Raw genomic sequence first — 25,742 nt, forward strand, 5'->3', positions numbered from 1 at the left:
CTCTTAGAACTCCTGCCAATCGGCTGCATCGGTGGCCGGTACGGACGCACCCGCCAGTGAGCGAGTTGCGCTTGCCGGCATGGCGAAGGCGCGCGGTGTCTTGCGCGCATGGCCGGGTGCATTGGCGATGGCAGCAAGCTGGCGCGCCACCGGTACCTGCGTGTCGACCTTGAACACCGCCACCGCGGCAGTGAGTTGCTGCGCCTGGTCTTCCATCGCGCGGGCAGCGGCGGTGGCTTCTTCCACCAGTGCGGCGTTCTGCTGGGTGGTCTCGTCCATCTGGGTGACGGTCTGGTTGACCTGTTCGATACCGGCGTACTGCTCCTGCGATGCGGAGGAGATCTCGCCCATGATGTCGGTCACGCGCTGCACACTGGCGACGATCTCGGCCATGGTGGTGCCGGCCTGATCGACCAGGGTTGCGCCTTGCGCGACCTTGTCCACCGAATCGTCGATGAGGTGCTTGATTTCCTTGGCGGCGCCGGCCGAGCGCTGTGCCAGCGTACGCACTTCCGACGCCACCACGGCAAACCCGCGGCCCTGTTCACCGGCACGTGCCGCTTCCACGGCCGCATTCAGTGCCAGGATATTGGTCTGGAAGGCGATGCCGTCGATGACGGAGATGATCTCGGCGATCTTTTTCGACGAGGCCTGGATGTCGGACATGGTGGTGACCACATCGGCCACCACGTTGCCACCTTGCGAGGCCACTGCCGCGGCGCCGATGGCGAGCTGGTTGGCCTGGCTGGCGTGGTCTGCGTTCTGCCTGACCGTGGAGGTGAGCTCCTCCATGGAAGCGGCGGTTTCTTCCAGGTTGGCGGCCTGCTGCTCGGTACGCTGCGACAGGTCCTGGTTGCCGGAGGCGATCTCGCCCGACGCCAGGCCGATCGCATCGGCAGCCTGCTGGATGCGGCCGACGATGCTGGCCAGCTGCTCTGCGGTGGCGTTGGCGTCGTCGCGCATCTGCGCAAACACGCCCTGATACTGGCCGCTCATGCGCGCGGTGAGGTCGCCGGCGGCTATCGACTGCAACAGGCTGGAAAGCGAGGCGAGATTGCCGTCGGCGGTGGCCATCAGGTGGTTGAGGCTTTCGACCATGAGGCGGAAGTCGTACTGGAACTGCTCGGCGTTGCCGCGTGCGGTGAAATCGCCATTGGCCGCCGCCTGCGCCAGATGCTTGATTTCGCGATTCATCGTGGACAGGTTGTGCTTGACCTGATGCATCGCGGTGGTGATCGCGGCCTTCTCGCCAGGCAGTTGCGCCATGTCTTCGCTCAGGTCGCCGATGGCGTAGCGTTCCACCAGATGGATGGTCTGCATCTTGACCTTGATGTGGGCGGCCACCAGTTCGTTGGTGTCGCGCGCCATGCGGCCGAAATCGCCGGGAAACACGCTGGCGTCCATGCGGAAACTGATCTGGCCTTCGTCATGGCGCCTGGCCATGTCCAGCTGCGCGCTGATGAGCGTGCGGACCTGGTCCTGCATCTTGTCCATGGCCTGCAACAGGCGGCCGGTTTCGTCGTTGGCCCGGGTGCGCACGTCGTTGTCGAGATGGCCGTTGGCGATGGCTTCGGCGGCGCGGGTCGCCTGGGTCAGTGGACGCACCAGGCTGCGGGTGATGGCCCAGCCCAGCAGGGCGCTGATCAGCACCACCGCCAGACCGCCGCCGATCAGCATGGCACGGCCGCGCGCTATGGCCGCGGTGGCGGCTTCATAGGCTTCGGTGGCACGCCGGCGCTGCAATGCCGAATAGTCGGCCAGGGCGTTCTGCCATTGTTCGGTGGCCGGCGCGGCTTTTTGCAACAGCAGCGCCAGCGCTTCGTCGGGCCTGGCGTTCACGCCAAGATCGGCGACCTGCGCGTTGAGCTTGCCGGCGGTTTCGCTGGCCTGGTCGATCTTCTGCCGCAGCGCGGCGGCTTCCGGCGATGCCGAAAACACGTACAGGGTGCGCCGGGTGTCTTCGTAGGCCGCGAGCTTGTCCTTGATGATGCCGGCAAAGCGCAGATTGTCTTGCTGTGAGGTGGGCAGCACGATGTTGCGCAACTGCACGGCAACCACGGAGCTGGCATTGGTCATGTCCTCCAGGTGCTGCATGATCGCGATGTTGCGATTGACCACGGTGTCGATGCGCTCGCGCGCCTGGGCCACGGTGTACAGGCCGGCGGCAACCAGCCCGCAGGACAGCAGGATCAGCGTGCCGAAGGCGAAGGTCAGCCGCTTGCCGACGTTGTACCGTTGTAGAAGAGCGATCATGTTGGTCTCGAAAGCGATGGGCGTAAAGGGGGGGGGGCAGCGGTGCGTCGCGTAGTCCCTACGTCGAGCGGGCCGTGCAGGCAGGCATCCGGCCGATCCATCGCGTCCACCGACCGTTGGTCGTGCGGGGCGTGATTGCAGGGCAGGTCTGCATGCTTGTGGTCGGTAACGGCGCTGCCGTTGACCACTGAACGCCACTGCCGGGCCGCGTATGGGCGGCCGTCACCGAGGTGACGCGGATGTGCACAGGCGCCTGGAAGTGTCTTGTAGGAGCACCATCAGCGATTCGCCACGACGCGTGGGCTTCACTGGTCGATCACGTACCAAGGCGTGACGGCTGCGTGTGCATGGCGACCGAACACGAGAGTGTTGCGAATCCGCCGGAGCACCCGCGATGGGCGATTGGTGTGATTGGCATGGCAATCGCGGCGCCAGGATCGGACATGGCGCGGGATCGGTGTTGCAGGCTCTCGTGCCGCATGTCACATGCAGGCATGCCGCAATGCGTGGCGTGGCGGCAGCGCAAGCAGCGCGGTCAGCTTGGCAATGGGCGATGCGCGCCATTGCAGTGTCGCAGCGGCTGCGCCGTTGTCCGCCTGCGGGCTGCGCCGCAGACGGATGCATTCAAGACGCTCTGGCGATCAGGCGGCCTGGCCGAAACGGGCCGGTGCCGCGGGCTGCAGCTGGAAGACCGAGACCGCATCGCGCAGTTGCTGCGCCTGTTCTTCCATCGCACGCGCTGCAGCGGTGGCTTCTTCCACCAAGGCGGCATTCTGCTGGGTGGCCTGGTCCATCTGCGCCACGGTCTGACCCACCTGCTCGATGCCTTGCGATTGCTGCTGCGAGGCCTCGCTGATCTCCTGCATGATGGTGGTGACGTTTTTTACTGAATCGACGATGTCCTGCATGGTGCGGCCGGCCTGGCCGACCAGCTGGTTGCCGTGTTCGACCCGGCTGACCGAGTCGTCGATCAGGTGCTTGATTTCCTTGGCCGCACCGGCCGAGCGCTGGGCGAGGGTGCGCACTTCCGATGCCACCACCGCAAAGCCGCGCCCCTGCTCACCGGCACGCGCCGCTTCCACCGCCGCATTCAAGGCCAGGATATTGGTCTGGAAGGCGATACCGTCGATCACGCCGATGATGTCGGCGATCTTGCGCGACGCGGCCTGGATGCCGGCCATGGTGCCGACCACCTGGCCCACCACTTCGCCGCCCTGCGAGGCTACGCTGGCGGCGCCCACCACCAGCTGGTTGGCGCGGCGGGCATGGTTGGCATTGTTGCGCACGGTGGAGGTGAGCTCTTCCATCGAGGCGGCGGTTTCTTCCAGGTTGGCTGCCTGCTGTTCGGTGCGTTGCGACAGATCCTGGTTGCCGGCAGCAATTTCGCTGGCCGCATCGTTGATGGCATCGGTGGCCTGCTGGATGCGCCCGACAATATCGGCCAGCTGCGCCACCGTGGCGTTGGCGTCGTCGCGCATGCGTGCAAACACGCCATGGAACTTGCCCTGCATGCGGGTGGTGAGATCGCCCGCGGCAATCGCCTGCAACACCGTGGACAGTGCGTGCAGGTTGGCATCGGCGGTGGACATCAGGTGGTTGAGGCTGTCCACCATCGCGCGGAAATCGTACTGGAAGCGCTGCGCATCGCCACGCACGCTGAAGTCGCCGTTGGCCGCGGCCTGTGCGAGCAGTTTGATCTCGCTGTTCATCGCCGACAGATTGGCCTTGACGGTGTCCATGGTGTCGCTGAGCACGGCCTTTTCGCCGGGCAGGCGTTCCATTTCCTGGCTCAGGTCGCCGATGGCATAGCGCGACATGATCTGCGCCAGCTGCATCTTCACCGCGATATGCGAGCCAACCAGGGCATTGGTGTCGCGCACCATCCTCGCGTAGGCGCCAGGGAAACTCTCGGCCTGCATGCGGAAACTGATCTGGCCGGCGTCGTGGCGCTGCGCCATCTCGCTCTGTGCCGCCAGCACGCGCTGCAACTGCTCCTGCATCTGGTGCATGTTGTCCAGCAGCTGGCCGGTTTCATCGCGGCAAGGCGGAAGAATGTGGTCGTCCAGCGCGCCTTGCGCGATGTTGGCGGCCACCGCGGCGGCACGCCGCACATTGCGGGTGAGCCTGGACAGGGTGTACCAGCACAATGCGGCAATCAGCACTGCCAGCAGCGACAGCCCGGCGATGGCCTGCCAGACGGCGTTGCGTGCAGCCACCAGGTGCCGTTCGGACTGGCGCTGCAAGGCCTGCAGCGATATGCGGCTGAGGTCCTGCATGGCCTGGCCCAGCGTGTCGAGCGCGGCGTTCCACTGCGTATCGGCCTGCGCATCGCTGCCTTCCAGGGCGGTGCCAAGCGCGGCCAGTGCCGCATTTGCGCGCGTGGATTCGGTGGCGGCCGCCTCGGCCAGCGCGGGGTCGGGCTGTTCGAGCAGGCCCATGGCCTTGTCCAGCTCATGCCGGAAGCGCACGTGGTTGCGCTGCAGTTGACTGAGCTGCTCGCGCAGCGTGGCGCGGCTGTCGCCGGCCTGCGATGGGTCGTTGGCGGCATCCAGGCGGGTCAGCGACTCGGTGGCGTCGGGGCTGTAGATCAGCGTGGCCACCACCAGGTGGTAGCTTTCGATATAGGGCGTATAGACCAACTGGCTGTCGTCGCGCAGTGCATCGAGCGCGGCGAATGCCTGTTCGCTCACACCGGCGTGGTCCTTGGCACTGGCACCGGCTACGTGGCGCTGCTGCAACGCGAGCAGTTGTTTCTGGCTGCGTTCGAAGCCGGGCAGGGTGGCGGTGGCGGCAAGCAGCTGCTGCAGATCGCGTTCTGCACGCTGGGCCGCTGCGCTGGCGGCGCTGCCGCTGTCGACATGGGCCGCGTGCAGGTCGGCGATCAGGCCCAGCATTTGCCCGAGCGGCGCATAGCTGCGCAACTCGTTGCTGCTGATGGCCACGCTCTCATTGAGCTTGCCGCGGTACAGCAGCACCGGAACGACCAGCCCGACCAGTGCAAGCACGCCGATCGCACCGAGTTTCCTGGCAATGCCCAGGTTGTCCCAGCGGCGGGTCCAGCGGCGCGGGGCGGACGGAGCAGAATGCGGCGGCAGCACGGGCGAAAGGGTCATCGTAGCGTCTCATGGGCGTACGCGGACTATCGGCCGGTATCTGTTATGCCTTGAGCCGGTCGGCATCGCTGCCGACCGGCTCCATTCAGCTTGTTGTGCCTGCTTGGCTCAGAACTCCTGCCAGCTGGTGTCGTTGCTGGAGGCAGTAATCACCGCGCGTGGCCTGGAGGCGGCGGTACGGCCGGCTGCCGCCACCTGTGCCTTGAGCGCGGACGTCACCGCCGGCTGCGGCGCGGCGACGCGCACCGCTGGCTGCACACGGCCGGCGTCGGTCTTGAACACCGCCACCGCCTCGGTCAGCCCAACCGCCTGGTCTTCCAGCGCCCGCGCTGCGGCAGTGGCTTCTTCCACCAGCGCTGCATTCTGCTGGGTGGTTTCGTCCATCTGGGTCACGGTCTGGTTGACCTGTTCGATGCCGGCCGACTGCTCCTGCGAGGCGGCGGAGATCTCGCCCATGATGTCGGTGACGCGCTGCACGCTGGAGACGATCTCGCCCATGGTCTTGCCGGCGCTGTGCACCAGTACCGAGCCATCGGCCACGCGCTGCACCGAGTCGTCGATGAGTTCCTTGATCTCCTTGGCCGCGCCCGAGGAGCGCTGCGCCAGGGTGCGCACTTCGGAAGCCACCACCGCAAAGCCACGGCCCTGCTCGCCGGCGCGTGCCGCTTCCACCGCCGCGTTCAAGGCCAGGATGTTGGTCTGGAAGGCGATGCCGTCGATGACCGAGATGATGTCGGCGATCTTCTTCGATGAGGCTTCGATACCGCTCATGGTCTCGACCACCTTGCTGACGATCTCGCCGCCCTGCGAAGCCACACCGGCAGCGCCGATCGCCAGCTGATTTGCCTGACGCGCGCTTTCGGCATTCTGCCTGACGGTGGAGGTGAGCTCTTCCATCGAGGCGGCGGTTTCTTCGAGATTGGCCGCCTGCTGCTCGGTGCGCTGCGACAGATCCTGATTGCCGGCGGCGATTTCGCTGGCGGCGCCCTTGATCGACACGGCCGACTGTTTGATGCCGGTGACGATGTCGGCCAGCTGGGTCGCGGTGGCATTGGCATCGTCGCGCATCTGTGCGAACACGCCGCGGAACTCGCCGCTCATGCGTGCGGTGAGGTCGCCGGCCGCGATCGACTGCAACAGGCCCGACAGCGACTGCAGATTGCCATCGGCGGTGGCCATCAAGGTGTTGAGGCTTTCCACCATCACCCGGAAGTCGTACTGGAAGCGCTCGGCATCGCCGCGCGCACTGAAGTCGCCGTTGGCAGCGGCCTGCGCCAGGTGCTTGATCTCGGTGTTCATCGCGCCGAGGTTGAGCTTGACCTGCGCCATGGTGTCGGTGAGTACGGCCTTTTCGCCGGGCAGCTTGTCCATGTCTTGGCTGAGATCGCCAATGGCATAGCGTCCCATGATCTGCGCCAACTTCATCTTCACCGCGATATGTGAGGCCACCAGGTTGTTGGTGTCGTTGGCCATGCGGCCATAGTCGCCGGGGAACGCATCGGCATCGATGCGGAAGCTGATCTGGCCTTCGTCATGGCGACGCGCCATGTCGGTCTGCGCGGCCAGCAGGTTGCGCAACTGCGACTGCATCTTGTGCATGGCCTTGAGCAGGCGGCCGGCTTCGTCGTTGAACGGGGTATCGACATCGTTATCCAGCTTGCCGCCGGCGATCGATTCTGCAGCGCGGGTGGCGCGGCCGAGCGGCTGGGTGAGGCTGCGCGTGATCAGCAGGCCCAGCGCAGTGCTCAGCAGGATCACCAGCACGGTGCCGGCGACCAGCAGCTTGCGCGAATCGTTCATCGATTTCAGCGCGACCGCCGATGCATCGGCTGCCAATTTGTCCTGCAACGCGATGTTTTCGGCGATCTTGTCCTGCCAGCCCTGCATGGCCGGTGCGGCCTTGGTGAGCAGCAAGGGCAGGGCTTCATCGCTGTGGCCGGTCATCACCAGATCCAACACCTTGTCGTTCAACACCTTGACCTCGGCACGGCGTGCGTCGATTTCTCCGCGCAGCACCTTGCCCTGCTCCGAGGGCGGCATTGCATACAGCGCTTCGCGGGCTTTGTTGTAGTCGGCGCGCGCAGACTGAATCTGCGCAATGAACGTGCGGTTTTCTTCGTCGGTAGTAGGCAGCACGACATTGCGTATCTGCATGGCGATAATGAAGTTGGCATTGATCATGTCGTTGGACAAGCGAATCTTGACCATGTTCTCGTGCACGATGGCGTCCACCAGCTCGCGCGCCGAGGACAGGCCGCGGTATCCGATGACCGCGATTGCGGCAGACAGGACGATCAGGACGGCAAACGCAGCGGCAAGCCGCGGGCCGACGTTGTAGCGTTGCAGTAGGGCATTCATGACGGGCCTTCGCTCAGGGTGAGGTAGGTGACTTCCGATGGGTCGCGCGGCGCTTGACATGATCCATGCGACTATCGTAATTAGCGGCGCTTGGCCTGCCTTCTTGAATACCTCTTTGCAAAAATCGCATAGCGTGACACAGTTCGGAAAATTGACGGGTTCGCTTTTACGCAATCCCGCCGCACTGCAGCGGCGTGCGCCACCTTCAGCAACGACGAAGCCGCGCGAGGTGCATCGCGCGGCTTCGTCGTTAGCCAGTCATCGGTTTGCAGCGAGCGCTCAGAACTCTGCCCAATCCGATTCGTTGGACACCGCCGCGGCCACGGCCGAACGCGGCGCCGGCCGGCTGACCGGCCTGGCCGCCTTGCTGGCCGCAACAGGCTTGCTGGCCGTGATCTGACGCACCACCGGAGTGGCGCCGGTCACCGACTCCAGCTCGGCCGACAGACGGAACAGCGCCACCGCTTCGGTGAGCTGCTGTGCCTGGTCTTCCATCGAGCGGGCCGCGGCAGTAGCTTCTTCCACCAACGCCGCATTCTGCTGGGTGGCTTCATCCATGTGGGTCACGGTCTGGTTGACCTGCTCGATGCCGGCCGACTGTTCCTGCGAGGCAGCAGAGATTTCGCTCATGATGTCGGTGACGCGTTGCACCGAGGAGACGATCTCGCTCATGGTGCTGCCGGCCTGGTTCACCAGCGCCGAGCCTTCGGCCACCTTGCTGACCGAATCGTCGATCAGGCCCTTGATCTCCTTGGCGGCACCGGCCGAACGCTGGGCCAGCGTGCGCACTTCCGAGGCCACCACGGCAAAGCCGCGGCCCTGCTCGCCGGCACGTGCCGCTTCCACGGCCGCATTCAAGGCCAGGATGTTGGTCTGGAAGGCGATGCCGTCGATGACGCTGATGATCTCGGCGATCTTCTTGGAGGAGGTTTCGATGCCGGACATGGTGGTGACCACCTGGCCGACCACCGCGCCGCCATGCGAGGCCACGCCGGCCGCGCCGATGGCGAGCTGGTTGGCCTGGCGTGCGTGCTCGGCGTTCTGCTTGACGGTGGAGGTGAGCTCTTCCATCGAGGCGGCAGTTTCTTCCAGGTTGGCCGCCTGCTGCTCGGTACGCTGCGACAGATCCTGGTTGCCGGCGGCGATTTCGCCGGCGGCCGTGTTGATGGCCAGGGTGGAATGCTTGATGCGGCCAACGATGTCGGTCAGGCGCTGCACGGTGGCATTGGCATCGTCACGCAAACGCGCGAACACGCCGTGGAAGTGTCCGTCCATGCGGGCGGTCAGGTCGCCATCGGCCACGGCGCCCAGCAATTGCGAGAGCTTGCCCAGGTTGCGGTCGCTGACTTCCATCATCGAATTCAGGTCGGCCACCATCACTGCGAAGTCGTACTTGAAGCGTGCGGCATCGCCACGTGCGCTGAAGTCGCCCGCAGCGGCGGCCTGCGCCAGCTGCTTGATCTCGGTATTGATCGCCAGCAGGCTGGCCTTGGCCGCGTCCATGGCTTCGTGCAGCACGGCGCGGCTGCCGGGCAGGCGGCGCGCATCCTGGGTCAGGTCGCCCTGGGCGTACTGGTTGAGGATGGCGACCGAATCGACGATGGCATCCAGGTGCTCGAAGATCATCGTGTTGATGCCGGCGGCCAGATTGCCGTACACGCCGGGGAAATCCTCCGGCATGCGATGGGTGATGTCTTCGGCCGCGTGCAGGTGCGACATGCGCGCGGTCTCGTCGGAGAAGCGACGCAGCAGCTGGGTCATGTCGCCGGTGGCCTGCAGCATCTGGCCGATTTCGTCCTTGCTGGTCTTGCCGATCTGCGCGCCGAGATCGCCACGCGAGACGGCCTGGATGGCGCCCAGCGCCTTGGACAGCGGCGTGGTGATGCTGCGAGCGATCAACCAGCCGAAGGTGACCGACAGGGCCGCCATCAGCAGCGTGCCGATCAACAGCACCGCACTGGTCATCTTGAACGAGGCGCTGCTGGCCGCAACCATGTTGGCCAGTGCGGTGGATTGCTCGGCATACATCTTGTCGATGGTCTGGAACAGCACCTTGCGGATGTGCCGGATTGCTTGTTCGCACGCACCGCGGCCGCGTAGTCGGGATCCTTGTAGAGCGCGCGCAAGGTCTTGTTGGCTTCGAAGTAACTGGCGCTTTCCTTGGCGAGCTTGTCGTAGCCGGCCTTCAGTGACGAGCCGGCAGCGATCTTGGCTTCCAGCGCCTTCTGCGTTTGCGCGTACTTGCCCTGGATCTCGTCCATGCGGGTCAGGAAGTAGTCGTAGCGTTCCTGGTCCTGCAGATTGACGAACTGGCCCGATTCGTAGATACGGAATTCGCCGCCGAACGCGCGCAACTCCGAGAGCCGGCTCAGCACCGGAACCACCTCTTCGTTGATCAGCACGGCCTGCTGCTGCATCTGCTTCATGCGCGAGAAGCCCAGCCCGCCAAGCAGGGCAGTGAGCACGGCACTGAGGCAGAACGCAAACATCAGTTTGCGGCGGATGGGCCAATCGTTGAACTTGTTCATCAAATACTCCAGGGGTGTCGCGTCGCGATGTTGTCCTGCACGCTAACGGCCTTGGGCCTGGATACTTTAGGAAACTCTGAACAACTCCCCCTGATCCTGCGACAATCGCACAGAGGCACCAGGACGATGACGATGCAACTGACCTTCGGCGACGCGGAGTACNGGGCAATACCCCGAAAACATGCCGAAAACGGCAAAAAACCGGGGGGTTGAGCGCCCTCAGCGCGGCGGATGTGGCGTGTTTCGTTTTCCGGCTGCGTTGATCAGACCATCCTTTATGTTTCAAGGATGAACAGCGGACCGCCGCACACTCTCGATATTCGGATTTTCCGCAAAAAAACTGTTGATTTACCGGCGGCCGGCTTGCTGCGGCAGCCTCTGTCACTGCTCCTGCAAGGCCACGCGTTTTGACTCAATGCGCCCGTCACTGGTCGCGATAACCGAGCGCGACCAGTGGGGCGTCGAGCGCATTATTGCGTGGGGGCCAGTGCACGCCCGCCGGCTGCAGGCGCTACGTTCATGGTGCTGCGCCTTGCAATGACGTGGGGCGCATCGGCCAGCGTGAAGCGCGCCACTGCCTGGGCCAGCTGGCTTGCCTGATCTTCCATCGTGCATGCGGCCGCGGTCGCTTCATCCACCAGGGCCGCGTTCTGCTGGGTGGCCTCATCCATCTGCGTGACGGCGAGATTGACCTGTTCGATGCCGGCCGACTGCCGGTGCGCCTGCTGCATGATGGCGGCGCACGGCACCACCACGCCCAGCGCGAAGCGCTCCTGTGCCTTGCCGATCTGCAACGGCACATACGCACTGACGCTGCCGTCGGCATCGGGACTGAAATCCACCGAGTCCTTGCCGGCCTTGATCGCCTCCAGCATGCTGCGATGCCGTGCGTCGGTCACCGGCTTGCCGATGCGTGCGCCATCGCGCGAGGACAGCACCACGCTGGCGGGCGAGATCAGTTCGACATAACCGCTGCGCATCGGGCGCAGGGCACCCAGGCGCTGCTGCAAGGCGGCCAGCGCCACGTCCACGGTGACCGCGCCCAGGTATTTGCCGTCCTGCAGGATCGGCGTGGACAGGGTGGTCATCAGCACGGTCTTGCCGCCGATCTTGTAGTCGTACGGTTCGGCCACGGTCTGGCGCAGCAGCGCACGCGGCTTGAGGTTCCAGTCGCCAAGGCCCGGGGTTTCGTAATCGGTGAGCGATTTGCGTACCAGCTTCTGGCCGTCGCGTCCCCAATAGGTCATGAAACGGCCGCTGGCGTCGTGGCCGGTGGCATTGGCGAAATCGCTGTCCTTGCCATCGAAGGCCTGGGTTTCTCACAAGGTGCCCATGCCCACCCATTCCGGATGGTCCAGCAGCTGGTCATGCACGATCGCCGCAGCAGTATCGCGGCTGAGGCTACAGTTGGCACGCTGCACCAGCAAGGTGGTGGCCAGCGATTGACCGGTGGTCAGTGCCTGCCCGAGGTCGCTGCCGATCTGCTCGGCCTGGTAGCGCGCGGCATTGTGCATCGTGGCCTGCGCCGAGGTGCTCAAGGCACGGCTGCTCTGTCAGTAGGTGATGGCTGCGGTCAGGCCGAAGCACAGCGACGCGATGACCGCAGTACCGAACATCAGGCGGTGCGCCAGGCGTCCGCTGAAACGTGAGGGCGTGGAAGCGGAGGTCAGGGGCGTGGCCGCAGATGGGAGGAAAGATTCCGCCGAAGCGAAGGTGGTGCGCTTGGAACAGCGGATCACGCTACTGCGCAGCCTCCTGGCGGGCGCGGGCGGGGCTTGGAGCCTTCATGTACCGCTCGTACATTCCGGTTCCCGTCTACCGCCCACACCCGGCTGACGACTGCTCGCGGGGTTGGGGTGCCGTGCTCAGTGAGCCGCCAGGGCCACGCGCTTGGGTGCGCGCGTACCCGCAGTGGCGTGTGGTTGTGCCGTGGCCTCGATCCGGAAGATCGACACCGCATCGTCCAGTTGGCGTGCCTGCTGCTGCATCGCATTGGCTGCGGCGGTGGCTTCTTCCACCAATGCGGCGTTCTGCTGGGTGCTCTCATCCATCTGGGTGACGGTGAGGTTGACCTGCTCGATGCCGGCCGACTGCTCCTGCGAGGCGGCAGAAATCTCGCTCATGATGTCGGTGACGCGCTTCACCGAGGACACGATTTCGGCCATGGTCTTGCCGGCCTGATCCACCAGTGCCGAGCCTTGCGCCACCTTGCCGACCGAATCGTCGATCAGGTGCTTGATCTCCTTGGCGGCGCCGGCCGAGCGCTGGGCGAGGGTACGCACTTCGCTGGCGACCACCGCAAAGCCACGACCCTGTTCGCCGGCGCGTGCCGCCTCCACTGCCGCATTGAGCGCCAGGATATTGGTCTGGAACGCGATGCCGTCGATCACGGAGATGATCTCGGCGATCTTCCTGGACGAGGTTTCGATGCCGGACATGGTGTCCACCACCTGGCTGACCACCTGGCCGCCCTGCGATGCGACGCTGGCTGCACCGATCGCCAACTGATTGGCCTGGCGCGCGCTTTCGGCGTTCTGCTTGACGGTGGAGGTAAGTTCCTCCATCGAGGCGGCGGTTTCTTCCAGGTTGGCGGCCTGTTGCTCGGTGCGCTGCGACAGATCGTTGTTGCCGGCGGCGATTTCGCTGGCCGAGCCGGTGATGGAACCGGCGGCCTGCTGGATGCGCCCGACGATGCCGGCCAGCTGCGTGGCGGTGGCGTTGGCATCGTCGCGCATGCGCGCAAACACGCCGTGGAACTGGCCTTCCATGCGCGCGGTGAGGTCGCCTTCGGCCAGCGCGGCCAGCAGCCCGGACAGCTTGCCCAGGTTGCGGTCGCTGACCTCCATCATCGCGTTGAGGTCGTTGATCATGCGCGCCGAATCGTGCTTGAAGCGCGTGGCATCGCCACGCTGGCTGAAGTCGCCTTCGGCGGCCGCCTGCGCCAGGCGCTTGATCTCGGTGTTGATCGCCAGCAGGCTGGCCTTGGCTGCGTCCATCGCTTCGTGCAGCACTGCGCGGGTGCCGGGCAGGCGCGCCGCATTGCGCGACAGATCGCCCTGCGCATAGTCGTTGAGGATGCCGATGGCATCGACGATGGCATCCAGGTGCTCGAAGATCATGGTGTTGATGCCGCCGGCCAGCTCGCCGTACACGCCCGGGAAATCGGTCGGCATGCGGTGGGTGACGTCGTCGCCGGCATGCATGTGCACCATTACCTTGGTCTGCGCCGAGAAGCGCTCCAGGGTGTGCACCATGTCGTCGGTGGCCTTGAGCATCTGGCCGATTTCATCGTTGCCGTGGGCGGCAGTGCGCACGCTCAGATCGCCGCGCGCCACGCCCTTGATCGCTGCCAGCGCACGTGCCACCGGCTCCAGGATCGAGTTGCCGATCATCCAGCCGACCAACAGGTTGAGCAGCACCAGCACGCCGCCGGCCAGGGTCACGATGCCGGTGAACGCCAGCGCCTGCGACTGGGTGTCGTCCAGGTACACGCCGGTACCGATCACCCAGCCCCACGGCTTGTACAGCGCCGCGTACGAGGTCTTCTGCACCGGGTCTTTCTGGCCCGGCTTGGCCCAGGTGTAATCGACATAGCCGCCGCCGGCCTGCGCGGCGGTCACGAATGCCGGAAAGATGCGCTTGCCGTCCGGGCTGAGCACATCGGTCAATGGCTTGCCGTTGAGGTCCGGGCGGGTGGGATGCATCAGCATCACCGGCGCCTGGTCGGTGACGTAGATGTAGTCCACGCCACCGCGCGCGCGCATGGTGGACAAGGTGTTCAACGCGGCCTTCTTGGCGGCGTCCACGTCCATCTCGCCTTTTTCGGCGCGCTCGGCGTAGCCGTTGACCACCGCGATCGCCATTTCGATCTGACTCTTGAGGCCGTCGCGCCGCGTGTCGGTGAGATCAACGTACTGCATGCGTGCGGCAACGATGGCCAGCGCGATGATGCCCAGCGCCATCAGCGCGGTCTGGGCGAGAAACTTGCGCTTGAGCGGCACGTTGGCCAACGTCTTTGCGAGCGAGCTCTTGAACGTCATGACAGGTATCCAGCAAAGGGAATGTGACCGGGATAAGTCGAATAGCGACCTGAAGAGAGAAAGGTTGAGCATTGGGCGACGCAAGGTGTGCTAGCGCCGCGCACCGGTTGCGGAAGACGGCGCCGCGCCTTGGTGCCACCACGACCTGAGCCGCAGGCTTGGCTGACGCAAGGCCAGCGCGCACGGCGGCACACGCACGACTGGCGGCAGCGCAGCGATGCGTCAGAGCGCCGGCGTGGGGCTGGCGATGATTGCGGTGGTGGCAGTGCGGCCGGGTGGGTCGGGCCGGAATGCGCTTAGAGGGGCTAACAGAACGTAGCGAGCAGTCGTCAGGTGGGTGTGGGCGGCGCGCAGGAACCGGAGTGTACGAGTGGTACATGAGGATTCCGAGCACCGACCGCGCCCGCCTGACGGCTGCGCAGTAGTTCTGATAGCCGCTCTTAGTGACGCGGTGGCTTGCCGTTGCTGGCCACCGAGGCCTGCAGATTCTGCAGTTCGGTCCACAGCACCTGGCGGGTATCGCCGGCATGGCCCAACGACAGGGCCTGGGCGTCGTGCAGATCGCCGGCATGCAGGGCGCGGTTGGCCTGGCGGTGCTGCGCCAGGTAGTGGCCAAGCTGCTGTTGCACTACGGCGAACTGGCGGGCCTGCTCGCCGCGCGGCGCGGTGGCCTGGAAGTACCCGGCGTGCCGGGCGATGCGTTGACGCAGGTTGCCCAGGCGTTCGTCGTAGGCCTGCACCTGTGCCGGGTCATGCGAGGCGGCGAGCTGGGCACGCTGCTCTTCGCGCAGCTGCACCAGATCGACGGCCAGCGACTGCAGTGCCGTAACCGGCACGCTGTCCAGCAGAACCGATACCGGCGCGGCCGGCGCCGCGAGCGAGGGCGGCATCGAGGCACCGGCTGCCAGCAAGGCAACGGCAAATACGGCAGCCAGCAGCGGGCGAGCGGAGCGGATGGAATTGGCGATGTGCATGCGGACTTCCTTCAACCTGGCGCGGGCAGTGGGGCCCTCAGTGCTGGTTGTATCGGCCGCATGTGCTTGCGCTTGATCATTTTTCGACCAGCGGCAATAGCCGGGGGCTAGCGCCCGGTGGTGAGGCAGGGCATCGCGCGGATGGGGATGCACTGGGCAAGATGGAAAGCGCCCCGGCTGCCCCGGGGCGCTGCTGCGGCGTACTGCGCAGGTCGGTCGCTGCGCTTTGATCAGCGAGGGGTCTCTGCTCAGAATTCGCGCCAGCTCGCCTCGTTGTCGGCTGCTGCCACCAGCGTCGGCGCGGCCACCACGACGGCGCGCGGGGCGGGCCTGTGCGCGGCCGAGGCCGGGCTGCGGGCTGGGTCTGAGGTCTTGACGCTGGCCAGACGTTGCGGCGCGGCACGGACTGCGGACCGCGGCGCCGTTGCGTTGGTCTCGATCCTGAAGATCGACACCGCATCGGCAAGCTGCCCGGCTTGTTCTTCCATGGCACGCGCCGCAGCGGTGGCCTCCTCCACCAGCGCAGCGTTCTGCTGGGTGGTCTCGTCCATCTGCGTCACGCTCTGGTTGACCTGTTCGATGCCGGCAGACTGTTCCTGCGAGGCCGCGGAGATCTCGCCCATGATGTCGGTCACGCGCTGCACCGAGCTGACGATGTCCTTCATCGTCAGGCCTGCCTGGTCGACCAGCGCGGAGCCTTCGGCGACACGACTGACCGAATCGTCGATCAGGCCCTTGATCTCCTTGGCGGCATTGGCCGAGCGCTGCGCCAGTGTGCGCACCTCGCTGGCCACGACCGCAAAGCCGCGGCCCTGCTCGCCGGCGCGTGCCGCTTCCACCGCCGCGTTCAAGGCCAGGATATTGGTCTGGAAGGCGATGCCGTCGATGACGGTGATGATGTCGGCGATCTTTCTGGACGAGGCTTCGATGCCGGTCATGGTGTCCACGACCTGGCCGACCACGTGGCCGCCCTGCGAGGCCACGGTGGCGGCGCTGGCGGCAAGCTGGTTGGCCTGGCGTGCGCTTTCGGCGTTCTGCCTGACGGTGGAGGTGAGCTCCTCCATCGAGGCGGCGGTTTCTTCCAGGCTGGCGGCCTGCTGCTCGGTGCGCTGCGACAGATCCTGATTGCCGGCGGCGATTTCACTGGAGGCGGCGTTGATGCTGATTGCCGCGGTCTGGATGCGGCCAACGATGTCGGCCAGCTGCGTAGCCGTTCCGTTGGCATCGTCGCGCATGCGTGCGAACACGCCGTGGAAGTCGCCATGCATACGCGCAGTGAGGTCGCCAGCGGCAATCGACTGCAACAGCGTGGATAGCGATTCCAGGTTGCCGTGCGCCGTCGCCATCAAGCGATTGAGGCTCTCGACCATGCCGCGGAAGTCGTACTGGAAGCGTTCGGCATCGCCACGCTGGCTGAAGTCGCCGGCAGCGGCCGCGCTCGCCAGCTGGTTGATCTCGCAGTTGATCGCACTCAGGTTCTGCTTGACGGTTTCCATCGTCTGGGTGAGCGCAGCCTTTTCGCCCGGCAGTGCGGTCATGTCTTCGCTGAAATCGCCGATCGCATAGCGGCCCATGATCCGCATCAGGCTGTCCTGCACGGTCAGGTGCGCCGCCACCAGCGCGTTACTGTCGCGGACCATGCGGCCGTAATCGCCCGGGAAGGCGCTGCCATCCATGCGGTAGCTGATCTGGCCCGCGTCGTGACGCTTGGCCATCTCCGCCTGCGCGGCCAGCACCGCCTGCAGCTGGGTCTGCATCTTGTCCATGCTGATCAGCAGGCGGCCGGTTTCGTCTTGCGACTGCGTGTCGATGGCGTTGTCCAGCTTGCCGGATGCGATGGCATCGGCCACGCTCATCGCCTGGCCCATGCGCTTGAGCAATTGGCGGCGAATCATCACGCCCATGCCGACAGCGACCAGGATGGCAAGCAGGCTGCCGAACATGATCGACAGTTTGCTTTTCGTACGCGCCGCCTCCAGCGCCTGCGAATGCTTGGTCAGCAGTTGCTCTTCTTCGTTCTTGAAATCGCCGACGACGCTGCGGAGCACGCCCATCGCTGCGCGGTCGCGGCCTTCGCTGAAGACGCTGGCGATCCGCTCGCGGTTGTCGGTACTTTCGCGGATGGCGATGATGCCTTTCTCGGTGTCGAGCAGTTTTGTGTAGGCGGCCTCCAGCTTGTCCAGACGCGCCTGCTGCACCGGGTTATCTGCGGTCAGCTGCTTGGCATCGGCAAAGTTCTTCTGGAAGCCCTTCTGGCCGTTTTCGAAAGGCTGCAGGTGTTCCTGCTTTCCGGACAGCAGGTAGCCGCGCGCACCGGTTTCGATATTCAGCGCCTGGGTCAGCATCGCATCGCCGGTGGCAATCACCTTGAACGTATGTTCGTTGATCGCGACGGCGTCCTGCAGGGTGGCCTGATTTTTCAGGCTCGTGCCGCCGACGGCCAGCATCACCAGGACAACGGCACCGAAGCCGATGATCAATTGCGCAGAGATCGAAAGATTCTTGGTTTTCATTGCGTGCGGGCCTTTCAAGTGGAAGGGCGGAGCAGGTCCAAGCAACTGCACAATTTGACCTGCGGTGGACGATTGGCGTGGAGTGATTGGTCGGCAAGAGCCATCACGCACTTGCCAGGAAGAGCAGGCCGGTTGGGCTTGCCAGGAACGTGTATGGCCTCTGATGCCGGCAGCAGCGTGCGCCAGGCGCCAATTCCATTAACGGCGCTGGCCTTGTTCACTTGACGTGCACATGTCTAAATTCGGAATTTGTTCAGCACTTCATAAGTTTCGACGCGCATGAGTCCGCCAAGACTGAGTTCTTGCCGCAAGCAGCCAGGCCGCACGCGCGGATGAAGCATGTGCCAATGCCGGGATCTCGCGGGCAGGCTGACAGCGGGCTGCGGCCCACTACATGCGCAAGTGGATTCCGGCCGCTGACAGTGGTCGCGTGGCAGATACGTGCGCGCACAATCGCACAGCGCCCGACATCGCTCCCGGGGCCTGCGCATGGAGGCTGCGCAAACGCAGCCGATCAAACCGCTTGCGTCAGAACTCGTGCCAGCTGGTGTCACCATTGGACGCGGCTGCCAGCGACGGGCGTGCGGCCACGCGTGCCTTGGCTGCGGTGGCAGCCGAAGCCGCAGCGGATGTGGCGGCAGCTTTTTTCACCGGCCTTACCGGCTTCACCGGCGTCGGCGCAATGCGTGCCGGTGCCATCGTCACCGCATGCGCGGCCTGCAGCTTGAAGATCGAGACGGCGTCGGACAACTGGCCGGCCTGGTCTTCCATTGCACGGGCAGCGGCAGTGGCTTCTTCCACCAGCGCAGCGTTCTGCTGGGTGGCTTCGTCCATCTGCGTCACGGTCAGGTTGACCTGCTCGATACCGGTCGATTGTTCCTGCGAGGCGGCGGAGATCTCGCCCATGATGTCGGTCACGCGCTGCACGCTGGCCACGATGTCGGCCATGGTCTTGCCGGCCTGGTCCACCAGCAACGAGCCTTCGGCGACCTTGCCGACCGAGTCGTCGATCAGGTGCTTGATCTCCTTGGCCGCGCCGGCCGAGCGTTGGGCGAGGGTACGCACTTCGCTGGCCACCACCGCAAAGCCGCGGCCTTGCTCGCCGGCACGTGCTGCTTCCACCGCGGCATTCAAGGCCAGGATGTTGGTCTGGAACGCGATGCCGTCGATGACGGAGATGATCTCGGCGATCTTCTTCGACGCGACCTCGATGCCGGACATGGTGGTGACCACCTGCGCCACCACCGCGCCGCCCTGCGAGGCGACCGAGGCGGCGCCGATCGCCAGCTGGTTGGCCTGGCGCGCGTGTTCGGCATTCTGCTTGACGGTGGAGGTGAGCTCTTCCATCGAGGCGGCGGTTTCCTCCAGATTGGCCGCCTGTTGTTCGGTGCGCTGCGACAGATCCTGGTTGCCGGCGGCGATTTCGCTGGCGGCGGTATTGATCGAAGTGGTGGCGTGCTGGATGCGTCCGACGATGCTAGAGAGCTGTTCGGTGGTGGCATTGGCATCGTCACGCATCTGCGCGAACACACCGTGGAACTGGCCGTGCATGCGCTCGCTCAGATCGCCGGCGGCAATGGCCTGCAGCACCTTGGATAGCGAGGCCAGGTTGGCATCGGCGGTGGCCATCAGCTGATTGAGGCTGTCCACCATGGCGTGGAAATCGTACTGGAAGCGCTGCGCATCGCCGCGCACGCCGAAATCGCCATTGGCCGCGGCCTGCGCCAGCGTCTTGATCTCGCGGTTCATCGCCGAGAGGTTCGCCTTGACGGTATCCATGGTGTCGCTGAGCACGGCCTTTTCGCCGGGCAAACGCTGCATGTCCTGGCTCAGGTCGCCGATGGCATAGCGCGACATGATCTGCGCCAGGCTGGTCTGCACGGTGACATGCGCGCCGACCAGGCTGTTGGTGTCGTGCACCATCGTGCCGAAATCGCCGGGAAATGCCTGCGGGTCCATGCGGTAGCTGATCTGGCCGGCATCATGGCGTTGTGCCATCTCCGACTGCGCAGCCAGCACGGCCTGCAGCTGATGCTGCATGTCCTGCATGCTCGCCAGCAGCTGCCCGGCTTCGTCGCGACTATCGACCTGGATGGTGTTGTCCAGCTTGCCGCGGGCAATGGCCCCGGCCACGCGGGTGGCGCGGCCGAGCGGGCCGGCGATGCTGCGGGCGATGAACCAGCCGGCAAAGGCCGCCAGCAGGACCGCCAGCGCCATTGCCGCAATCATCACCTTCACCGAGCGCTGGTAGGTGGCCTCGGCGGAGGCGATCTCATCGTTCATGTGCGCGGTATTGAACTTGGTCAGTTCCACCAGCTTGGCGAACAGGTCGCGCCGCGCCGGCCGCGATTGCTCGTCGGACACGCTGGTTGCGGTGACCACATCCCCGGCACGCACGGCGGCACTGAGCGCAGCATTGGCCTTGTAGTAATCGGCCAGCTTCTGTTTGACCTCGCCATACAGCTCGGCCTCCTTGCCGGGCGTGGTGGTCTTGGCATAGGCGCTCTGCGCCGCATCGACGTCGGCACGCGCCTTGTCCATGCGTTCGAAATAATTCTGCACCGCCTTCGGATCGTCGGCATGTGCCAGCTGGGCGAGTTCGTAGGTGCGGAATTCGCCCAGCAACGCGCGCATTTCGCTCAGCTGCTGCACCGCCGGCGCCCACACGTTGCCGATCTCGCGCAACAGGTGGGCGCTCGACTGCATGCGCGCCAGCGCAAACACGCCCAGGCTCAAGGTGATCAATGCGGTGAAGGAAAACGCCACGGCCAACTTGCGGGCAACGGCAAGATTACGGAACCAGTTCATAGCGGTCTTCTCGCGTTGCAGAGAACGACTGGCCTCGTGGGCGCCGGTCAGTGGTTGGGCGAATGACGATGGCAGAGTCGAAAGATCCGGACAAAGGGGCAGAATCTCCCGCCGGTCGTGTCGGGTCGGACGGGTGTTGCTGACGCCGGCAGTCCCCATACTGCCGGCGATCACTCCAAAACCGATCGTTCGTCGATCGCGTCGTGGAGTTGACTGCCGCGGCATCCGTGCCGCGGTGGTATTGCCTTACGCGGCCTGCGGCACCTTCAACGAGCGCACCAGCCCGCCGATGTCCACGATCAGCGACACACGACCATCGCCGAGGATGGTGGCACCGGAGACGCCGGGGATGCGGCGGTAGTTGTTCTCGATGTTCTTGACCACCACCTGCTGCTGGCCGAGCAGTTCGTCCACTTCCAGCGCGATCTTCTGGCCGTCGCCTTCGACCACCACCACCAGCGATTCCTTGGAGGACTGCTGCCCGCCGAAGCCGTAGTAGTTGGTGAGCGAGAGGATCGGTAGATACTCGCCACGCACCCGCAGCACCCGGCCGTCGCCCGCCATCGAGCGGACATCTTCCGGCGCCGGCTGCAGTGCTTCGAGCACGTAGGACAGCGGCAGGATCAGCGTTTCGCCGGCGACCGAGACGGTCATGCCGTCGAGGATGGCCAGGGTCAGCGGCAGGCGGATCAACACGCGGGTCCCGCTGCCGGCGTTGCTTTCCAGCTGTACTTCGCCACCCAGGCCCTGGATATTGCGGCGAACCACGTCCATGCCCACACCACGACCGGACAGGTCGGTGACGGCATCGGCGGTGGAGAAGCCCGGCGCGAAGATCAGGTCCCACACCTGCGAATCGGTCGGGTTATCCGGCACGGCGATACCGCGTTCGGCGGCCTTTTCCAGGATCTTGGCGCGATTGAGGCCACGGCCGTCGTCGCTGACTTCGATCACGATGTGGCCGCCCTGGTGCGAGGCCGCCAGGGTGATCGTGCCGGTTTCTTCCTTGCCCGCGGCGCGGCGCGCATCGGGCATTTCCAGACCGTGGTCGATGGAGTTGCGCACCAGATGGACGAGCGGGTCGGCGATCTTTTCGATCAGCCCCTTGTCCAGCTCCGTGCTTTCGCCAATCGTGCGCAGGCGGACCTGCTTGCCGAGCCGGCTGGAGAGGTCGCGCACCAAGCGCGGGAAGCGGCGGAACACCGCGTCCACCGGCAGCATGCGCACGCCGATGACCGCTTCCTGCAGATCGCGGGTGTTGCGCTCGAGCAGGTCCAGGCCGGCGAACAACTGTTCGGCATGTGCCGGGTCCAGGCCGGTGGAGACCTGCTTGAGCATGGCCTGCGTAATGACCAACTCGCCGACCAGATTGATCAGTGCATCGACCTTGTCCACGCTGACGCGGATGGAGCTTTCGGCCTCTGCGGCGGCCGCCTTGGCCGGCGTTGCGGCAGCGGCAACGGGTTCAGCAGCGGCAGCGACCGGTGCAACGGCGGCCACTGGCGCGGCGGCTTCCACCGCCAGGCTCGGTGGCGGGCCGGGGACCGCCATCGGACGGATGTCCAGCTCGCAATCGTCCACCACCCAGGCGAAGGTGTCTTCGATCTTGCTGCGCGGAATCTTGCCGATCAGGCCCAGATCCCACGCCAGATAGGCTTCCAGCGGGTCGATGTTTTCAAAGCCCGGCATGCGCTCCAGGCGCGCGGCGATCTGCAGCGGGCCCAGATGCTCCAGCTCGCGGATGATGCGCAGCGGGTCGTTGCCGCTCATGAACAGCGACGGCGCCGGGGTGAAACCGATGTGCCAGGCTTCGGGTTCTTCTTCCTTGGGCTTGGCCACCACCGCGGCGGCCGGCGCTTCGCCGGCCAGCACCGCGTTGAGGCGGGTATGCACGGCCTTGACCGCGGCCGGGTCGGCCGGGGTGCCGTGTTCGGCTTCGCGTAGCAGGGCGCGCAGCACGTCGACCGAGCCCAGCATGGCATCGACCGCATTGGCTTCGAGCTGGCGCTTGTTGGAGCGCAGCTCGTCCAGCAGCGTTTCCAGCACGTGGGTCAGGCCGGCAACGGCCTCGAACCCGAAGGTGGCAGCGCCGCCCTTGATGGAGTGCGCGGCGCGGAACACCGAGTTGATGATTTCCGGGTCGCGGTTGCCCTCTTCAAGGGACAACAGCCCGGCCTCCATCGCGTCGAGCCCTTCACGGCTTTCCTCGAAAAAGGTGGCGTGGAAACGTTGCAGGTCCATGCTCATGGGCGTGAGATCCGATGGTGAAGCGAGTAAGGGTTAACCGAGAACTTTCTGCACGGTGGCGATCAGCTGTTCTGGATTGAACGGCTTGACCAGCCAACCGGTGGCACCGGCCGCCTTGCCTTCGGACTTCTTGTCGGCCGCCGATTCGGTGGTGAGCATCAGCATCGGGGTAAACTTGTAGTCCGGCAGCTGGCGCAGCTCGCGGATCAGCGAGATGCCGTCCATGTTGGGCATGTTCACGTCGGTCACCACCGCATTGAAGCGCTGGCCCTTCGCGCGGCCCAGCGCAACGGCGCCGTCTTCGGCTTCTTCGACGGCAAAGCCGGCAGAGGTGAGGGCGAAAGAGACCATCTGGCGCATCGACGCCGAATCGTCCACCACCAAGATACGTGCGCTCATGCGGCGTTCTCCACAGATTTCAGGTTGTCATTGGATGCGGGAAGTCCGAGCGCGTCAGTGACGCCGAGCAGACGGGCCGCATCTCTAAAGGTGTCGTTACAGCCATCGAATTCGGTATGCAGACCGGCCTGGCGGCGGCTCTGCACGAAGGCGCAGAGCAACTGCACGCTGGCGGTGTGGATACGCCGGACTTCACCGGCATCAAGCACCAGGTCGCCGTCCTGGGTGAGGAATCCGGCAAGCTTCTGCTTGAGGTCGGCGCTGGTCTCGATGCCGAGATCCTCACCCAATGTCACTGTGCTCATTGTTGCTCCGAACGGATGGTTCTATGCGTACTAACGGCGGGGGGCGGGAAAGCTTTAACGGTGAATCGGCCAGACGCCAGATTGTGCAAGCCTGGGGTCAGGTTCACGCGCGTTTCAGTGCAGCAGGTGCGTGGCATCGAGCAGGATCATCGGCTGATGGCCCAGGCGCGCGACGCCGCGGAACAGGTTGTTGGAGATGCGACACAGCCGGGCGTTGTCCGGCGGTTCGATCTGCTGGTCGGTGAGGCTGGTGACGTCTTCCACGGCCGACACGCGCAAGCCCATGGTTTCGCCGTTTTCTTCCAGCACCACCACCCGCGTCTGCAGGTCCATGTCCACCGGCGATGAGCCCAGGTGGATGCCCAGATCGATCACCGGCACCACCTGACCACGCAGGTTCATGATGCCCAGCATGGCGCTGGGCGTGCCGCGCAATGGCAGCAATGGCACTGGCAGCACCACCTCCTGCACCTTGAGCAGTTCCAGCGCATAGGTCTGTTCGCCACAGCGCAGGCGCAGCCAGCGGGTGCTGCGCTCGCTGGCACGGCGCTCGGCGTGGATCTTGTCGGCCTGGCCGGGAGCCAGCAGCGCCTGCAGCCCGGTCGGTGCGATCGGCGCCGGCGCGGCACGGGCAGGTGCCGGGGCCGCGCGTGGTGGCAGCGCGGCGGGAGCTGACGCGGGCGTCGCCACCGCGACCGTTGCGGGCTCCAGCCCGAAGGCCGGGTCGGCATCCATTTCTGCCAGCAGATCGGCAGTCAGCAGGTCCACCGAAGACGGCGCGGCCCCAAAGGCGGGGTCCGCGTCCATTTCGGCCATCAGATCGGCCGTGCTCATGAACGCGCTGGGCGTGGCTGGAGCGAATGCCGGGTCTGCATCCATCTCGGCCAGGAAATCGGCGGCGATGTCGGCAGCGCTCGGTGCGGCAACCACCGGCGGACCGAAGGCGGGGTCGGCATCCATTTCGGCCAGGAAGTCGGCAGCGATGTCTGCGGCGCTGGGCTTGGCGACGACCGGCGCGAAGGCAGGATCGGCGTCCATTTCGGCCACGAAATCGGCGGCGATGTCGTCGGCGCTGGGCTTGGCGACGACCGGCGCGAAGGCAGGATCGGCATCCATTTCGGCCAGGAAATCGGCGGCGATGTCGGCAGCACTGGGTGCGGCGACGACCGGCGCGAAGGCAGGATCGGCGTCCATTTCGGCCACGAAATCGGCGGCAATGGCCTCCGGCGTTGCGGCGACCGCAACCGGCGCGTCGGCGACAGCGACGTCGCTGTCTTCGATCGTGGCGAGCGCGGCGGCCGGCTCGGCGGCCAGGGGCACAGCGACTGGAGTGCTTGCGACGGCAGCGGGAAGCTCCACGCCGGCATCGTGCAGCAAGCCTTCCAGATAATCGTCCAGCTCACCGTTGGCGGTGTGGTTGCTCATGCGGCTTGCTCCATACGCATCGCGTCATCGGCCAGCACCCATTCCAGCGCGCGACGATAGGCGGACAGGCCGCGGCCCTGATAGTCGCCGCCGGTGGCAGGGACGGTGAGTGCGGCGGCATTGCAGAGACGGGTGTCCATCGGAACGGCGTCTTCCCACACCACCGGGCCGTAGGTGGTCTGCATCTCTTTGAGCGTTTCGTTGCCGGCGCGGGTGCGGCGGTCGAACAGGGTCGGCAGGATCGACACTGGCAGTTCGCGGCGACGCGAGCGCTGCACCATGTCGGCGGTGCGCACCATACTGGCCAGGCCATGCAGGGCAAGGGGTTCGGCCTGGGTCGGCACCACCACGCGGTCGCAGGCGGCCAATGCGTTGATCATCAGCAGGCCGAGCGTGGGCGGGCAGTCTAGCAGGATGTAGTCGTGCTGGCCGGCGTGGCGGGTCATCGCGTTCTGCAGGGCCAAACCCAGGCCGGGCTGGTTGGCGCTGCGGCGCTCCAGCGTGGCCAGTGCGGCTTGTGCGCACACGTACGACAGGCCGGGGATGGCGCTTTCGTGTGCCAGGCTGGCCAGGTCGCTCGGTGGAGTGCCGAACAGGTCCAGCACCCCGCGCGGCGGCGGGTCGATCGCCACGCCGAAGGCGCGGGTGAGCGAGGAGTGCGGATCGAGGTCGATCAACAAGACGCGGTGGCCGAGCGCGGCCAGGCCGCGACCCAATGCCAGGGTCGTGGTGGTCTTGCCGACGCCGCCCTTTTGGTTGGCGATTGCCCAGATACGCAT

The 25,742-nt window shown here is 65.5% G+C and carries 16 protein-coding genes, 2 other RNA genes and 1 pseudogene; 1 reads left to right on the forward strand and 18 read right to left on the reverse strand.

The annotated features are described in order from the left end of the window. Window positions 1-3: 3 nt before the first annotated feature. From XCSCFBP4642_RS0110430 to XCSCFBP4642_RS30760, 8 genes and pseudogenes are all read right to left on the reverse strand, one after another. Window positions 4-2,253, reverse strand: a complete 2,250-nt coding sequence (locus XCSCFBP4642_RS0110430) for a methyl-accepting chemotaxis protein (protein WP_029219735.1) — start codon at window positions 2,251-2,253, stop codon at window positions 4-6. 641 nt (window positions 2,254-2,894) lie between these two features. Next, window positions 2,895-5,366 carry a methyl-accepting chemotaxis protein gene (locus tag XCSCFBP4642_RS0110435; RefSeq protein WP_029219736.1) on the reverse strand — a complete coding sequence of 824 codons (2,472 nt, stop codon included), beginning with the start codon at window positions 5,364-5,366 and terminating at the stop codon, window positions 2,895-2,897. A gap of 108 nt (window positions 5,367-5,474) precedes the next feature. Beyond that, the gene (locus tag XCSCFBP4642_RS0110440) at window positions 5,475-7,724 is read right to left on the reverse strand and encodes a methyl-accepting chemotaxis protein (RefSeq protein ID WP_029219737.1); all 2,250 of its coding nucleotides are present in this window, start codon (window positions 7,722-7,724) and stop codon (window positions 5,475-5,477) included. 279 nt (window positions 7,725-8,003) lie between these two features. Beyond that, a pseudogene (locus tag XCSCFBP4642_RS24565) lies at window positions 8,004-9,626 on the reverse strand (methyl-accepting chemotaxis protein); the annotation flags it as partial. A 59-nt stretch (window positions 9,627-9,685) separates the two neighbouring features. Further along, a complete protein-coding gene (locus XCSCFBP4642_RS30745) occupies window positions 9,686-10,252 on the reverse strand; it encodes a CHASE3 domain-containing protein (protein WP_228325667.1) in 567 nt (188 codons plus the stop codon). Window positions 10,253-10,722: 470 nt separating this feature from the next. Beyond that, on the reverse strand, window positions 10,723-11,499 hold the full coding sequence (locus XCSCFBP4642_RS30750) for a PDC sensor domain-containing protein (protein ID WP_029219738.1): 777 nt from the start codon (window positions 11,497-11,499) through the stop codon (window positions 10,723-10,725). 72 nt (window positions 11,500-11,571) lie between these two features. Then, a complete protein-coding gene (locus XCSCFBP4642_RS30755) occupies window positions 11,572-11,790 on the reverse strand; it encodes a hypothetical protein (RefSeq protein ID WP_029219739.1) in 219 nt (72 codons plus the stop codon). A gap of 15 nt (window positions 11,791-11,805) precedes the next feature. Beyond that, window positions 11,806-11,991, reverse strand: coding sequence for a hypothetical protein (locus XCSCFBP4642_RS30760; protein WP_029219740.1), 186 nt, complete (start codon window positions 11,989-11,991; stop codon window positions 11,806-11,808). A gap of 47 nt (window positions 11,992-12,038) precedes the next feature. Between XCSCFBP4642_RS30760 and XCSCFBP4642_RS26895 the strand changes: the two genes are divergently transcribed. Beyond that, window positions 12,039-12,127: non-coding RNA, sX9 sRNA (locus XCSCFBP4642_RS26895), on the forward strand. Here the strand turns inward: XCSCFBP4642_RS26895 and XCSCFBP4642_RS0110465 are convergent. The 10 genes from XCSCFBP4642_RS0110465 to XCSCFBP4642_RS0110505 form a co-directional block, all read right to left on the reverse strand. Then, window positions 12,118-14,292, reverse strand: coding sequence for a methyl-accepting chemotaxis protein (locus tag XCSCFBP4642_RS0110465; RefSeq protein ID WP_029219741.1), 2,175 nt, complete (start codon window positions 14,290-14,292; stop codon window positions 12,118-12,120). The two genes, XCSCFBP4642_RS26895 and XCSCFBP4642_RS0110465, sit on opposite strands and share 10 nt — an antisense overlap. Window positions 14,293-14,595: 303 nt before the next feature. Further along, window positions 14,596-14,671: non-coding RNA, sX9 sRNA (locus XCSCFBP4642_RS26900), on the reverse strand. Window positions 14,672-14,732: 61 nt separating this feature from the next. Beyond that, the gene (locus XCSCFBP4642_RS0110470; protein ID WP_029219742.1) at window positions 14,733-15,266 is read right to left on the reverse strand and encodes a hypothetical protein; all 534 of its coding nucleotides are present in this window, start codon (window positions 15,264-15,266) and stop codon (window positions 14,733-14,735) included. A 248-nt stretch (window positions 15,267-15,514) separates the two neighbouring features. Then, window positions 15,515-17,779 carry a methyl-accepting chemotaxis protein gene (locus XCSCFBP4642_RS0110475; RefSeq protein WP_029219743.1) on the reverse strand — a complete coding sequence of 755 codons (2,265 nt, stop codon included), beginning with the start codon at window positions 17,777-17,779 and terminating at the stop codon, window positions 15,515-15,517. 528 nt (window positions 17,780-18,307) lie between these two features. Next, a complete protein-coding gene (locus XCSCFBP4642_RS0110480; protein WP_029219744.1) occupies window positions 18,308-20,587 on the reverse strand; it encodes a methyl-accepting chemotaxis protein in 2,280 nt (759 codons plus the stop codon). A 246-nt stretch (window positions 20,588-20,833) separates the two neighbouring features. After that, a complete protein-coding gene (locus XCSCFBP4642_RS0110485; RefSeq protein WP_029219745.1) occupies window positions 20,834-22,834 on the reverse strand; it encodes a chemotaxis protein CheA in 2,001 nt (666 codons plus the stop codon). Between the two features lie 33 nt (window positions 22,835-22,867). Beyond that, window positions 22,868-23,233 carry a response regulator gene (locus tag XCSCFBP4642_RS0110490; protein WP_002806565.1) on the reverse strand — a complete coding sequence of 122 codons (366 nt, stop codon included), beginning with the start codon at window positions 23,231-23,233 and terminating at the stop codon, window positions 22,868-22,870. Next, complete coding sequence (locus XCSCFBP4642_RS0110495; protein WP_003489692.1) at window positions 23,230-23,538, reverse strand: STAS domain-containing protein; 309 nt, start codon at window positions 23,536-23,538, stop codon at window positions 23,230-23,232. Before XCSCFBP4642_RS0110495 ends, XCSCFBP4642_RS0110490 begins: the two co-directional genes overlap by 4 nt. Window positions 23,539-23,652: 114 nt before the next feature. Further along, a complete protein-coding gene (locus XCSCFBP4642_RS0110500; RefSeq protein WP_029219746.1) occupies window positions 23,653-24,963 on the reverse strand; it encodes a chemotaxis protein CheW in 1,311 nt (436 codons plus the stop codon). Next, window positions 24,960-25,742 (reverse strand): ParA family protein, encoded by a 783-nt coding sequence (locus XCSCFBP4642_RS0110505; RefSeq protein ID WP_029219747.1) that lies wholly within the window; start codon window positions 25,740-25,742, stop codon window positions 24,960-24,962. Before XCSCFBP4642_RS0110505 ends, XCSCFBP4642_RS0110500 begins: the two co-directional genes overlap by 4 nt.

This window comes from Xanthomonas cassavae CFBP 4642 (assembly GCF_000454545.1).
Classification (GTDB): Bacteria; Pseudomonadota; Gammaproteobacteria; order Xanthomonadales; family Xanthomonadaceae; genus Xanthomonas; species Xanthomonas cassavae.